Origin of the sequence: Microbacterium sp. (assembly GCF_031178445.1) — a bacterium.
In the GTDB taxonomy this organism is placed as follows: Bacteria; Actinomycetota; Actinomycetes; order Actinomycetales; family Microbacteriaceae; genus Microbacterium.
The window spans coordinates 94103-107103 of sequence record NZ_JAPSIY010000001.1 but is presented as its reverse complement, the minus strand read 5'-3'; the positions used below and the strand labels follow the sequence as shown (position 1 = coordinate 107103).

11 protein-coding genes are annotated in these 13001 nt (G+C 70.9%); 7 read left to right on the top strand and 4 right to left on the bottom strand.

All coding sequences use genetic code 11. The features are described from left to right. The first annotated feature begins 15 nt into the window (after window positions 1–15). Window positions 16–960 carry a serine hydrolase gene (locus RIN43_RS00495; RefSeq protein ID WP_375163687.1) on the top strand — a complete coding sequence of 315 codons (945 nt, stop codon included), beginning with the start codon at window positions 16–18 and terminating at the stop codon, window positions 958–960. 139 nt (window positions 961–1099) lie between these two features. On the opposite strand, the gene RIN43_RS00490 is transcribed toward RIN43_RS00495, so the two are convergent. Together RIN43_RS00490 and RIN43_RS00485 are read right to left on the bottom strand one after the other, a co-directional pair. Further along, window positions 1100–1753: a response regulator transcription factor gene (locus tag RIN43_RS00490; protein WP_309126910.1), complete on the bottom strand. Its 654-nt coding sequence runs from the start codon at window positions 1751–1753 to the stop codon at window positions 1100–1102. Further along, entirely contained in the window at window positions 1750–3180 is a 1431-nt protein-coding gene (locus tag RIN43_RS00485) for a histidine kinase (protein WP_309126909.1), read from the bottom strand. Before RIN43_RS00485 ends, RIN43_RS00490 begins: the two co-directional genes overlap by 4 nt. Before the next feature lie 108 nt (window positions 3181–3288). On the opposite strand from RIN43_RS00485, the gene RIN43_RS00480 reads away from it, so the two are divergent. From RIN43_RS00480 to RIN43_RS00470, 3 genes are read left to right on the top strand one after another with little or no spacing between them, the layout of a single operon-like run. Further along, complete coding sequence (locus tag RIN43_RS00480; protein ID WP_309126908.1) at window positions 3289–3945, top strand: DedA family protein; 657 nt, start codon at window positions 3289–3291, stop codon at window positions 3943–3945. Window positions 3946–3984: 39 nt separating this feature from the next. Further along, window positions 3985–4386 (top strand): hypothetical protein, encoded by a 402-nt coding sequence (locus tag RIN43_RS00475; RefSeq protein WP_309126907.1) that lies wholly within the window; start codon window positions 3985–3987, stop codon window positions 4384–4386. Window positions 4387–4442: 56 nt separating this feature from the next. After that, a complete protein-coding gene (locus tag RIN43_RS00470) occupies window positions 4443–5036 on the top strand; it encodes a dihydrofolate reductase family protein (protein WP_309126906.1) in 594 nt (197 codons plus the stop codon). Window positions 5037–5076: 40 nt separating this feature from the next. Here the strand turns inward: RIN43_RS00470 and RIN43_RS00465 are convergent, their stop codons facing one another. After that, on the bottom strand, window positions 5077–6519 hold the full coding sequence (locus RIN43_RS00465) for an MFS transporter (RefSeq protein WP_309126905.1): 1443 nt from the start codon (window positions 6517–6519) through the stop codon (window positions 5077–5079). A gap of 60 nt (window positions 6520–6579) precedes the next feature. Between RIN43_RS00465 and RIN43_RS00460 the strand changes: the two genes are divergently transcribed. Then, window positions 6580–7206: a hypothetical protein gene (locus tag RIN43_RS00460; protein WP_309126904.1), complete on the top strand. Its 627-nt coding sequence runs from the start codon at window positions 6580–6582 to the stop codon at window positions 7204–7206. Window positions 7207–7266: 60 nt separating this feature from the next. Then, window positions 7267–7953, top strand: coding sequence for a GNAT family N-acetyltransferase (locus RIN43_RS00455; RefSeq protein WP_309126903.1), 687 nt, complete (start codon window positions 7267–7269; stop codon window positions 7951–7953). 96 nt (window positions 7954–8049) lie between these two features. Here RIN43_RS00455 and RIN43_RS00450 read toward each other — a convergent pair whose 3' ends face one another. Next, window positions 8050–11877 carry a S8 family serine peptidase gene (locus tag RIN43_RS00450; protein WP_309126902.1) on the bottom strand — a complete coding sequence of 1276 codons (3828 nt, stop codon included), beginning with the start codon at window positions 11875–11877 and terminating at the stop codon, window positions 8050–8052. Between the two features lie 145 nt (window positions 11878–12022). On the opposite strand from RIN43_RS00450, the gene RIN43_RS00445 reads away from it, so the two are divergent. Continuing rightward, complete coding sequence (locus RIN43_RS00445) at window positions 12023–12988, top strand: helix-turn-helix domain-containing protein (protein WP_309126901.1); 966 nt, start codon at window positions 12023–12025, stop codon at window positions 12986–12988. Window positions 12989–13001: the final 13 nt, after the last annotated feature.

The following is a 13001-nucleotide window of genomic DNA, read 5'->3' as shown; positions in this document are numbered from 1 at the left end:
CCGTGAGGAATACGCGTGAGTTCGCACTCCTCTGTGCCCGACCCGTTCGACGCGCCCGTCGACGGGCCGCCGGCCGTGCTGCGCCGGTCGCAGCGCAGTAGCAGGCGCGCCCCTCGCCGCGCGGCCACCGGTCGCCGTTCCTTCGGTGCGACCGTGCGGGCGCTCGAACTGCTCGCCGCATCAGGGGCGCAGGTGTCGGTGCACGTCGCCGACCTCGACACGGGCCGTTCGGTGCTGGCCGGAGACGACCACGTGCCGCTGCCGATCGCTGGTCTCGGCGTCGTGCCCCTGCTGGTCGAGGTCGCCGCGGGGCTGGAAGCGGGGCGGCTCGACCCGCTTCAGATCGTCGACCGCGCCGAGCTCGATGTGGTCAGCGGCTCGGGGCTGTGGCGCAACCTGCGCGCCCCCTCGCTGCCGCTGGCGGACCTGGCGCTGCTTGCCGCTGCCGCCGGTGACCCGAACGCCGCGAACGCGCTGCTCGACGCGGTCGGGCACGAGAAGGTGCGCGCGCGCATGGTCTCGCTCGGTATGCCGCGCAGCGCCGTGCTGGATCGGTTCCGCGACCGGCGCGGTCCGGACGATGCCCCTCACGTCGCGGTCGGCACGACCCGCGAGTTCGCCGGGCTGTTCGCCGCGCTCGTGAACTCGGCAGTCGTCGATGCCGCCGTCAGCGCCCAGGTGTCGGAATGGCTCAGCCTCGGGCACGACCTGAGCCTCGTCGCGGCATCCACCGGCCTCGACCCGTTCGCGCACGACCACGATCAGCACGGTCTGCTGTTCATCAACAAGACCGGCCGAGGCGGCGGTGTGCGCGCCGAGGCGGGGGTGCTGGCCGGCCCGCGCGCCGGGACCGCCTACGCGATGACGGTGTGCTTCGACGACCTCTCGATCAGCCATCGCCTGCGCGCGCACGACGCCTTCCATGTGCTCGGGGTCGAGCTGATGGAGTACGCGCACTGACGCCGGCGGCTCGCCGCCGAGCAGCATCCGCCCCTCTCGGAACGGATCCAGAACGCCGGTCCCGCGGCCGCCGTGGCGGCGTTCTCCATCCGCGCGCCCCACGAACGCGAAGCGGGGGTGCGTCGGTCGAGCCGGGCGGTCAGTGGCCCGCGAGACCTGCGCGATGGGCCAGCACGGCCGCCTCGACCCGGTTGCGCACGCCGAGCTTGATCAGGATCGCGCTGACGTGGCCCTTCACCGTCCCTTCCACGAGATGCAGCCGTCGGCCGATCTCCGCATTCGACGCCCCCGCGCTCAGCAGCGCCAGAACCTCGCGCTCGCGATCGGTCAGCGCGGCCACGGCATCCCGGGCCTCGGCGCTGCGGGTGCGCGCACCTTCGCGGTACGGCGCGATCACGCGCCGCGCGATCTCCGGCGACAGGTAGGCGCCGCCGTCGGCCACGGCCCGCACCCCCGCGATCAGCTCGCGCGGGTCGGCGGCCTTCAGCAGGAACCCCAGTGCCCCGCCGCCCAGCGCGCGCTCGACGTAGTCGTCCTCGCCGAAGGTCGTCAGCATCACGACCGCCGTCGCGGGCATCGTCGTGATGATCTCGGCGGCCGCGCTCAGCCCGTCGAGCACCGGCATGCGAATGTCGAGCACAGCGACATCGGGCCGATGGCGCCGCGCGGCGGTGATCGCCTCCCGCCCGTCGGCCGCCTCCGAGACCACCTCGACGTCGGGGTCGGACTCGAGGATCGCCCGAACGCCCGCGCGGATCATCGCCTCGTCGTCGGCGATCAGCACGCGGATCACGAGGCCTCCAGGTGAAGCTTCTGCACCAGAACGCCGTCTCGGAAGCACAGCCGGTACGTCGCATCGGTGAAGTGGAGCCAGCCGTCGCGCGCCGCGAAGTACTCGCATTGCGCGCCGGTCGGAAGCGCGGGCTCGTCCACGACCGGTGCAGGGCGCGGAATGCCCCCTGGCAGCACCGGCGAGAGCGCAGACCTCGTCGCTCCGAGCTCGATGCCCTCGTACGTCTCGGATGATACGGCCGTCTGAGCGACCGTGATCGCCTGCACGGCGAGGAACCCGGCGATCGCGAGCACGACGATCGACCCTGGAACCGCGGCCGTCTGAAGCAGGCTGCGACGCGTGGCCCGCGCGTTCGCCCGAAGCTCGGCATCGGCGGTGCCGACGATCGATCCGGTCGCGGGTGCGGGCGTCGCTGGTGCGCGGAGGATCAGTTCGAATCCGCCGTCGTCCGGGCGTGCGGCGATCGTGGCTCCGAGCAGTTCGGCGCGTCGACGCAGGCTAGAGATGCCGTGACCGCTGCCGTGCGACGCACCGGCGTCCGCGCTCGGCCGCCCGGACCGCACTGACACCACGATCCCGTCCGCATCCGCGGGGGAGCCCGCGTCGGTATCCCCCCGGACGATGGCGATCTCGACCTCCGCACCCGGCGCATGCCTTGCCGCATTGGTGAGACCCTCGCGCACCACCCGGACGGCCAGTTCGGCGATGAGCGGATGCACGGCGGTCAGCGCCTGCCGGTCGGACGCCACGCTGACCGACATGCCTGCGTCGCGCGCTCCGGCGGCGAGCACGTCGATGCTCTCCCCTCCGACGGGCGCCAGCCGGCCCGGTCCGTTCGGGCCGGCCAGCTGCACGACCTCGCGCAGGCGCTCGCTGGCACGAACCGCCGCCGCGCGCAGCTCCTGGAACTGCAGCTGCTGCGGCGCACTCAGACCCCGCCCGAGTTCCAACGCGCCGGCCTGCACGGCGATGAGCGCGAGCTCGTGCCCGATCGTGTCGTGCAGATCGTCTGCGATGCGTGCGCGCTCTTCGGCCTGTGCCCGGTCGGCCAGCACCGCGGCGTCCGATTCGCGCTGCCGCGCTCGCAGCAGCTGATAGCGCCCCACCCACCAGGCGGCGACGACGGTGAGGAGCGCGATGAGCGCACCTGTCATCCAATCGCCCAGCGGAGCGCCGCCCGGCAGCAGATACGAGACGGGCAGCATGAGCGCGAGCGCGGTGAGGATCGTGATCACGGCGGAAGACAGCCCGCGCATGCGGCGGCCGACGATGTAACCGGCGATCACGGACGGCACGAGAAGCAGGACGAGGGCCGAGTCGCCCCAGCGCGCGACGGGCAGCGTGACCGACGTCGCGACGAACAGCAGGACGACGCCGAGCGCGGTCGACAGGGGTCTCGTCCCGGTCGTGCCCGTGCGCTGAAGCATCCACCCATCCTAGGAACCGGCGCCCGTCCGCATACCTGACGAAAGTCAGGCGATCCCCTGTCTTCGGTGCGATGCGGGCCGGATGCCGGCATCCGTAGCGTCGCAGGCATGGACCTTCTCGCATTCCTGACCGGGCTCGTGACCGACCTGGCCGCGTCGCCCTGGGTGTACGCCGTGGTCTTCGCGGTGTGCACCATCGACGGGTTCTTCCCGCCCGTGCCGAGCGAGACGGTCGTGGTCGGTGCGGCGACCATCGCGAGCGCCACGGGCGAACCGGTGCTGCTTCTGCTCATCGGTGTGGCGGCGGTGGGCGCCATCGCCGGCGACAACATCGCCTATCTGCTGGGGCGCACGATCGGCACCACGCGGTTCCGCTGGATGCGCACGAGCCGTGTCGCCTCCGCCCTGGACTGGGCGCGGCGCGGGCTCGAGCATCGCGGCGCCCTGCTCATCTTCACGGCACGCTACATCCCGGTCGGACGGATCGCCGTCAACATGACCGCGGGCGCCACCGGGTACCCGCCGCGTCGCTTCGTGCTGCTCTCGGTCGCCGCGGGAATCACCTGGGCCGCATACTCCGCACTGTTCGGCGTCGTCGCGGGCCGGTGGCTGCACGACCAGCCGCTCCTCGCGATCGCGCTCGCCGTGGCGGTCGCCGCGCTCTTCGGCTGGATCGTCGACGTCGTGTTGCGGCGGGTGCTCGCCCGCACGACGGCGAGCGCACCCGCCGAGTCCGAATCGGATCTCGTGGACGCTCGGGTATGACGGCGTCGACGCGCCTCTGACCTCCGGTACCGTCGACACATGCCGACCGAGGACTGGATTCCGCACCGTCGTGAAGACGGGGAGCTGCTGGGGTGGATCCATGCCGAAGGCGAGCACTGGGTGGCGGTCGACGTGCTCGGCCGCCGCGCATCGGACGCGACGGACTGGCTGCAGGCCGAGGCGACGCTGGAGGCGCGCGGGCTGGCGTGGCTCGCGGATCCGTGGATGCTGGACGGCGAGGAGGATCGTCCTCAGCGGGTGCGCATCATCGAGGTCACCCCGCACGACGGCGACGTTCGCGGCCGCATCGTCGTCAAGCTGGACGACTTCGGCGATGTCAGCAGGCCGTCTGCGCAGCCGCTTATCCTCCCGTGGCCCATCCCCGACCGGCTGCGGCCGCCCCGCGACGGCGACCCCGACGCCCACACGCTGACCCGTTGACGCGGCGCCCGGCGACCGCGTAGACCTATGGACGAGCGATCAGTGAGGAGCCGCCCATGGGCATCGTCTACAGCGACATCTCCGTCTCCGCCGACGGCTACGCGACCGGCCTGAACCAGCGTGAGGAGAAACCCTTCGGCGACATCGACGACGCATGGCTGCACAGCTGGATGTTCGACGCGTACGAGGAGAACCGTGAGGAGGCCGACGCGATCACCGACTCCGGCGCGACGATCATGGGCCGGAACATGTTCGGCCCGGTGCGAGGCGAATGGGATCGCGACTGGCGCGGGTGGTGGGGGCCGAACCCGCCCTATCACGGGCCGGTGTTCGTGCTCACCCATCACGCCAAGGGCCCGATCGAGATGGAGGGTGGCACGACCTTCCACTTCGTCACGGACGGCATCGCGGCCGCACTGGAGCGCGCACGCGCCGCGGCGGGGGAGCGGAACATCTCGATCGCGGGCGGCGCGAGGACGGTGAACCAGTTCCTCGCCGCCGGACTGCTCGACGAGCTGCGCCTGCACATCACGCCCTGCATCCTCGGCGCGGGGGAGCGGATCTTCGACGGGGTGCCGGCGCAGCGCCTGGAACGCGCATCCGTGCGCGCCACATCGCTGGTGACCCACATCACCTACCGCCGGGCGTGACCCGCGCTTCCGCGTGTCGTTGCCGACGTGGGAGTCGTCGTCAGCCCGGGAGGGCCGGATGCTGCTCGCCCGCCGATCGGCTCGGGATGAAGAACGTCAGGGCGAAGGCGATGATGCCGGCGACGATCGCCAGCCAGAAGCACACCTCGAAGGCCTCACGGGTCGGCACCGCGACACCGTCGACCTGGATGCTCATGGAGGCGAGCACGCCGCCCATCACCGCGGACGCGGTCGAGGTCCCCACGGAACGGAACAGCGCGTTCAGGCCGTTCGACGCACCGGTCTCGTTCGCCGGGACGGCGCGCATGATGATCATCGGCATCGCGGCGAACGTGAAGCCGATCCCGATGCCGATGAGGACGTTGCCGACGAGGAAGTGCCAGACCTCGGTCGACCAGATCAGCACGAACACGTACGCCAGCACGATGGCCGCGGTGCCTACGGTGAACAGGGGCCGCGGTCCGACGGTGCGCTCCAGCCAGCCCGACAGCGGGGAGATGACCATCATCATGATGCCCGAGGTCGCCACGATCAACGCCGCGGCGAACATGTCGAGGCCGAGGCCGGAGCCGGTCTCGATGGGCAGCTCGAGCATCTGCGGGAAGGTCACGTTCGACGAGAACAGTGCGAATCCCATGCCGATCGCCGCGATGTTGGTGAACAGCACCGCCGGCCGCGCGGCGACCCGCAGATCGAGCAGCGGCTCCTTCGCGCGCAGCTGGTACCAACCCCACACCAGCAGAACCAGGATGCCGCCGATGAGGCAACCGAGCGAGGCGGGTGCCGTCCAGCCCCACTCGGCGCCGCGAGAGACGTAGAGCAGCAGGCCGGTGAGGCCGATCGCGAGTCCGGCCACGCCGATCAGATCGAGCCGCCCGGGAAAGCGCAGCACGTCGTCGGGAACCACCATGACGACGAGTACGAGCCCCACGACACCGAGCGCGGCGGCCAGCCAGAACAGCATGTGCCAGTCGGCATGCTCGGCGAGCAGCGCCGCCACCGGCATCCCGATCGCACCGCCGACGCCCATCGTGGCGCTCATCAGCGCGACGGCCGTGCCGAGCCGCGCGGGCGGCAGCGCGTCGCGCATGATGGCGATGCCCAGCGGCACGACGCCCGTCACCGCGCCCTGGAGGGCGCGGCCCAGGATCACCCCGATGATCGACGTCGACAGTGCGGCAATGACCGATCCGACGACGAGGATCACCAGCAGCACCACGACGACACGGCGCTTTCCGTACATGTCGCCGAGGCGGCCCGAGATCGGAGTCGCCACCGCGGCGACGAGCAGTGTGATGGTGACCACCCACGTGGTGTCTTCGCGAGAGGCGTTCAGCAGCGCCGGCAGTTCGGCCTGCAGCGGCACGACCAGGGTGAACATGAAGGCCGAGCACAGGCCGACGAAGGCGAGGACGGCGACGATCGCCCCTCGAGGTGGTATGCGGGACAGTCGTCTTCTCGCCCTGTCGTCTTCCGCACCCATCGAAGCAGGCTATCGTGCGGCCGCCGGGCATCGGGCCGGAAGCATGATTCGATGGGGGGCATGAGCGACGCGCAGCCACCGCAACAGCATCCCGCCGACACCGACTGGCATCGTTGGGCGCCGATCGGGCAGACCCTCGACGCGAGCAGGGTGCCCCGCAGCGGGCCCACCCCGAGCATCGCCGCCTTCGAGCTGCTGCCGCTGGAGCAGATGCTCGTGCCCGAGAAGCCCCGCAGCGGTGAGCTCGACCCCTCGCAGTGTCACCACTGCCGTCCGTCGCCGTACACGATCTGGCAGGACGACGAGTGGCGCGTCAGCGGCGGGATGCAGGGAGCGAGCGGACTTCCCTTCATCGGCGCGATCTCGCCTCGGCGACATGTGAAGCTCGAGGACGCCCCGGTCGAGGTGCTGGCTGGTCTCGGCCCGGTGCTGCAGCGGGTGTCCGAGGCGGCGAAGGCGATCCCCGCCGTGGCGCGGTGTCATTTCTCGCGCTGGAACGACGGCTCCGCGCACCTGCACCTGTGGGCGTACGCGCGCCCGGCCGGCATGATGCAGGGCCGGGGTGCGATCCTGCCGTACTGGGAGCAGTGCATGCCCGCCATGCCGGACGACATGATGCGGCGCTACCTCGGCATCGTCGCCGAGGCGCTCGCCGCAGGGGGCGGAGAGGCGTTCCCCTACAGCTGAGGCGCGCGGCACGGTGCGAGCGCGTTTCCCCTCACGCCCCCGGGGATGCAGACTGGGAACGTGCGAACCATCCGCGAACTCGACACCGTTGAACTGATCATCGACGCCCAGGGGCTTCTCGACTCCATCCGTGGCCCCGAGCGCGTCATCGACGCGGGAACGCTGCGCGCTCTGCAGCAGTCCGGGAACTATGTGGTCGGGCTGTTCGACGGGGACGGCGAGGAGCACATGGTCGGCGCGTCGATCGCGTTCTTCGGAGAGCCGGGTCGGCGAACCATGCACTCGCACATCACCGCCCTGCTGCCGGAGTACCGCGGGCGGGGCTGGGGCCGCGAACTCAAAGAGCACCAGCGCCAGTGGGCGTTCTCGCGCGAGGTCGGCCGGATCACCTGGACGTTCGACCCGCTCGTCGCCCGCAACGCGCACTTCTTCCTGACAGTGCTGGGGGCACGGGTCACCGGCTATGTGGTGAACCAGTACGGCATCTTCGGCGGCGGGGACGCGGGCGATGAGAGCGACCGCCTCGACGTCGAATGGGCACTGGCCGACATCGCCAAGTCCCCGGCATCGGAGGCCATCGTCGAGACGCTCGAGATCCCCGAAGACGTCGAGGCCATGCGTGCCTCGGACCCGGATGCCGCGCACGAGTGGCGCATGCGCCTGCGCGCGCAGATGGAAGAGCTGCTCGCGCGCGGCCTGCGCATCGGCGGCTTCGACGTCGAGCGCGGCTACCTGTTCACCGAGTGACACCGAGCGAGACCGACTGAGCCTGCGCGGAACAGCCCGCGCGAATGCGACGGAGGGCCCGCAGGCGAATGCCTGCGGGCCCTCCGTCGTCAGCGCTCAGCCCTTGGCGCCGCGCGCCGGCGCCACCTGCACCGCGCGCTCGATCTCCTGACTGAACGTGTTGCCCGCCTCGTCGACGGCCGTTACCCGCAGGTCGATGAACCCGCCGCTGTTCGGGACCGGCACTGTCGCCGTGTAGGCGGCGACGTAGGCGCGGCCGTCGGCGAAGCCGTCGGAGGGCGGCTCACCGGGGCCCGAGTCGTCGCGAGACTCGAGGTCGAGCTCGATCCTCTCCCACTCGCCGCCGTCGGTGCGAACCTCGACGGTGACGTCCTTCACCGCGGCACTGCCGACGGCACCGGAGACGTGACCGACGTCGATGCCCACCTCGATCGGGGCGTTCTTCTTCCGCTTCACGCCGGCGATGCCCCCGCTCGACAGTGCGACGTCGTAGCTCGCCTGCATCATCGGCAGAAGCTGCTTGTCATTCTCGCTGGCCTTGCCGGACGAGCCCATCGACCACTCCGTGAGCGTCTTCGTGGATGTGGGGAGCCAGGTGCCGTCCTGCGTCGTGGTCAGCACGTACCGCAGTGTGCTCTCGCCGTCAGGGATGCCCCACGCGTACGACCCCTGGTATGGGGACGATGCGAACGGCTCCCCGTCGACGAACAGCTCGCCGAGGTAGCTGGTCCCGGGAACCTCGGCGAACGTGTCGACGGTGCCGGTGCGCTCGGGGTTCGCGCCGTCCGCCGCGGAGGGCACGTTGATCTGCACCGCATCGCCCGATCGGTACGGCGCCCAGAACTCGGGGCCCACGTAGGGGCGCACGACCGCGCCGAACCAGCTTGTGTCCACTCGCTGCCCGGGCTTGTAGGAGCGCATCGTGTCGCGCATGTCCCAGGCGGCGCCGACGAGCGTCGCGGTCTGGTACCACCTGAAGTCGTCGGTGCTCACCCACTCGGTGCGTTCCATTCCGCGGTCGACGCGCTGAAGGAAGCCGCTGGCGGTCGGAGCGTTCGGTGCGAAGTCGTACCGGAACTCTCCGACGAGCTCGCCGTCACGGCCGATGTACTGCGTGTCGATGCGTGCGAGCTGCGGCTTGTACGAGAGATCCGCCGGGATCGACCCGTCGCTGTACAGAGCGACGTCCCACGTCTCGTCCGAGACCGGGATCCCTGTGGCCTTGATCAGCACGCGCTTCTTCGCCATCTGCTCGCGCAGCTCAGCGCCCTGAACCCCGCTGATGCCGGCGACGGCGATCGGCGAGGGCGTCGCTCCGTCATCCGACCCGACCCAGACGCTCGTCTCGGCGGGGTCGCCGTTGACGAGGATGAGCAGAGCAGCTCCCTTCGCGGCGGCGTTCGCAGCGATCGACGAGGGCGCGACGGCATCCGACACCGTCGCGACGGCGACCTTGCGCTTGACGTCCGCCGCAGCGACCTCCTCCGCCGTTCCCGTTCCGATGTCGACGGCGTGGCCGCTGACATCGCCGTCGAGCAACGTGCCCCCCGGCTGCGCGATCACATCGAGATCGAGCTTTCCCGCATTCACCGAGAGCGTCGGATGCTGCAGGCGCCACCGGGCCGTGAAGGAGAACTGATCCGCGTCGCCGGCCTCCAGGGGCTGCGCGTACAGCTCGTCCGTCCACACCGGCACCGTCGCGCTGCCCATGAATCCGGCGGCGACGTAGTCGAGCCGGCGATAGCTGGACTCGACGCCGTCCTCGTCGACGTCGACGGTCACGCGCTCGGTGTCGCGGGCGTCGAAGGCGACCGAGGTGGCGCCGTCGAGCTCGATGTGCGGGTCGCCGACCAGGGCGATCCCTTCACTGTCGGGCGCGGAGTGCACAGGCATCATCGACATCAGCGAGTAGGTGCCTGCAGCCAGACGCAGCGTCGTCTCGCCGGAGACGGGGATCGAGGTGTACCAGCCGGTCTCGACGTTGTGGATCCAGCCGACGGTGTCGGCGGGCTCGCCGTCGAGTCCGGTCGCGGTGACGGTGAGGTCGTAGCGCTCTGCTTCGGCGATGATGCCCAGTGCCGTGCGCGCCACCTCGGTGCCCTCGACGCTGGCGATCAGCGTGCCGGAGTACTGTGCGCCCGCCGGCACGTCGCCGGGGTCTGCCGTGAGCGTCGCCGTGCGGGTCTCGCCCGCGGGGATGGTGAGCGTCGGAGCATCCAGCGAGACGATGCCCTCGGCCGCACCGCCGCCACCCCCGGGGGTGGTGTCGGCAAGAGAGACGTCGAGCGAGACGGTGACCTCGGACTGGGAGCGGTTGGTGTACTCGATCTCGCGGACGACGGGCGTGGGCTCCGCTCCCCAGAGCAGGGTCCCGAAGTCGCCGGATCCCGAGGCCAGCACGGTGTCCTCGACGGCACCGGCCACGTCGAGCGCGCCTGCGCCCACCTGGTAGGCGGTGAGACCCACATCGGTGGCGGTGCTCACCAGTGCAGCGCGCAGCTGCGCGGCGGTGTAGTCGGGATGCTGCTGCTTGACGATCGCGGCCGCGCCGGCCACGTGCGGCGTGGCCATCGAGGTGCCGCTCATCGTGACGTAGTCGCCCGAGCCTGCGCTGTCTGCCGAGCGGGCGGCCGTGATCTCATTGCCGGGGGCGGCGAGGTCGGGCTTCAGCGCGCCGGAACGGGCGAGAGGCCCCTGGCTGGAGAACCACGAGAGCGCGCCGGTCGGGTCGTCGACTGATCCGACCGTGAGCGCGCTGGCCGCCGATCCCGGTGAGCCGATGGTCTCGGGGTTCGTCGAGTTGCCCGCTGCGACGACGAACAGTGAGCCGGTCTCGGCTGCGAGGTTGTTCAGCGCCGTCGCCATGAGGTCCTTGCCGTCGGAGGGCTGCTGGGATCCGAGGCTCATGGACACGATGGGCGCCCGCTCGGCGGCCCACTCCATCCCGGCGATGATCCAGGAGTCCTGGCCGAAGCCGTCCTTGTCGAGCACCTTGCCGACGAGCAGGTCGGAGCCGTCGGCGACGCCGCGGTGCTGTCCGTCGCTCGCAGCGCCGGTGCCCGCGATCGTCGCCGCGACGTGCGTGCCGTGCCCCTGCGTGTCGACGTCGACCTCCTCGCCGGGCACGAAGCTCGCGGACTCGGGAAGCACACGGTCGGCGAGGTCGGGGTGGGTGTCGTCGTAGCCGGTGTCGAGCACGGCGACCGTCACCCCCTCGCCGGTGTAGCCGGCGTCCCACGCTTCGGGCGTGCCCGTCCACGGGACGCTCGAGTCGAGAGTGGCTCGCACCTTCCCGTCGAGGTGGATGGCCTCGATGCCGGACGAGAATGCGCCGCCCGGATGGAATGAGCGGGCTCCGGCGGCCGGCGACCCGGTGAGTGCGGCCCATGTGGCGGCGGCATCGGAGTGGGAGGCGGTCGCCGCCGAGGCGTCGATGCTGGGCAGTGCCGTCTCGGTCTTGATGCCGACGGGCGGGGCGCTGCGGCGCGCCGACCCGTGCTCGACGATGATCGGGGTGGCATCGACCGACGCATCGTCGTAGCCGAACTCGATGAGCTGCGTGACGTTGAACAGGTCGCGGTCCAGTGCACCCTTCGCGATGTACGCCGAGGCGGCATCGGGCACGACGAGGATGTCGTCGCCGACGGTGATCGTCTGATAGCCGGCTCCTTCGACTGCGGTCTCGACATCGACCGTGCTGGTGCCGTCGGAGAGCGTGCTCACTCGCACGCGGTCGCCGGTGATCAGGGTGACGCTGTGTTCGGCGGCGCTCAGGACCTCGGGGGCGGCGGTGCCCTCGCCGTCCGGGTCGGCGGCGGCCGCGCCGCCCGTGAGCGCGACGCCGCTGGCGGCGAGGGCGATGCCGCTGACACCGGCGATGATCGAGCGGCGAGCGGGTATGGCGCGTCTGGGGGAGGGGCGCATCAGGAGTCCTTCCGGGGATCAGGTACCCCCCAAAATCCCACGGCGGAGCGGGTAGCGTGGTGGCGGAGTGACGCCATGGCCGCGATCCGCCACGTGAGAGCGCTGCGATCCGTCGGCGATCGCTCCATCGGCGCAGGAGATGAGAATGCTCGATGAGATCGACCTCGACGAGGAGCAGCTCTTCGTCTACCGCACCCTGCTCACCCTGTCGGCCGCCGGGGCGGCGGAGCTCGCCGAGGGTGTGCGGCTCCCGATCGAGCGGGTGGAGCTGATCCTCGACGCCCTCGAGCGTCGAGGCCTGGCGGCCCGACGTGCCGCGGAGCCCGATCTGCTCGTCGCCTCACCGCCGACGCTCGCCTTCCGGCCGCTTCTCGCAGAGCGCGAACGTCGCCTCGCTCAGGCGCACGGACTGCTGGGCGAGCTCAGTGATCTGTACCGGGAGGGTGCTGCGCTGCGGCACGCGCCCGATGTCGTCGACGTCGTCAGGGGAGCGGATGCCGTGCGCCAGCGCATCGGCCAGCTGCAGGCCGCCGCGACCGAGCGGGTGGACGTGTTCGTGCTGAGCGATGTCGCCCTGATGGATTCCGCGGCCAACAGTGAAGAGGACAGGGCCCTCGCCAGGGGTGTCGAGTACCGCGTCGTGGTGGAGACCGAGGTGCTGGAGCGCCCCGGGTTCCTCGACGCGGCGAGAGAGGCCTACGCGCACGGTGAGGAGGTGAGGGTGCTGCCCTCCCTGCCCACGCGGCTGTTCATCGTGGATCGGGAACTGGCGCTGCTGCCCACCTACTCCCGCAGCGAGGGCAATGTCACCGGTGCGCTGCTGGTGCACCCGAGCGGCCTGCGCGATCTGCTGACCGCGATGTTCGAGCAGTACTGGCGGATCTCCACCGCCCTCGTCGACGCGGCGATGGAGAATCGTGAGGCGGAGCAGGGCGTGGACCGCGCACTGCTGAAGCTGCTGATGCTGGGCATGACCGACAGCGCCGCGGCATCCCAGCTCGGCATCTCCGTACGCACCGTGCAGCGCCGAGTCGCCGAGCTGATGGATCACGCCGGAGTGTCCACGCGCCTGCAGCTGGGGGCCGCCGCCGTCCGCCTCGGCTGGGTGTGATCGGCCCCACCGA

Coding starts and splice junctions, on each gene's coding strand:
- RIN43_RS00460 (WP_309126904.1), top strand. CDS start 6,580: ATGAGCGACGCGCAGCCACCGCAACAGCATCCCGCCGACACCGACTGG.
- RIN43_RS00470 (WP_309126906.1), top strand. CDS start 4,443: ATGGGCATCGTCTACAGCGACATCTCCGTCTCCGCCGACGGCTACGCG.
- RIN43_RS00445 (WP_309126901.1), top strand. CDS start 12,023: ATGCTCGATGAGATCGACCTCGACGAGGAGCAGCTCTTCGTCTACCGC.
- RIN43_RS00465 (WP_309126905.1), bottom strand. CDS start 6,519: ATGGGTGCGGAAGACGACAGGGCGAGAAGACGACTGTCCCGCATACCA.
- RIN43_RS00450 (WP_309126902.1), bottom strand. CDS start 11,877: ATGCGCCCCTCCCCCAGACGCGCCATACCCGCTCGCCGCTCGATCATC.
- RIN43_RS00475 (WP_309126907.1), top strand. CDS start 3,985: ATGCCGACCGAGGACTGGATTCCGCACCGTCGTGAAGACGGGGAGCTG.
- RIN43_RS00480 (WP_309126908.1), top strand. CDS start 3,289: ATGGACCTTCTCGCATTCCTGACCGGGCTCGTGACCGACCTGGCCGCG.
- RIN43_RS00485 (WP_309126909.1), bottom strand. CDS start 3,180: ATGCTTCAGCGCACGGGCACGACCGGGACGAGACCCCTGTCGACCGCG.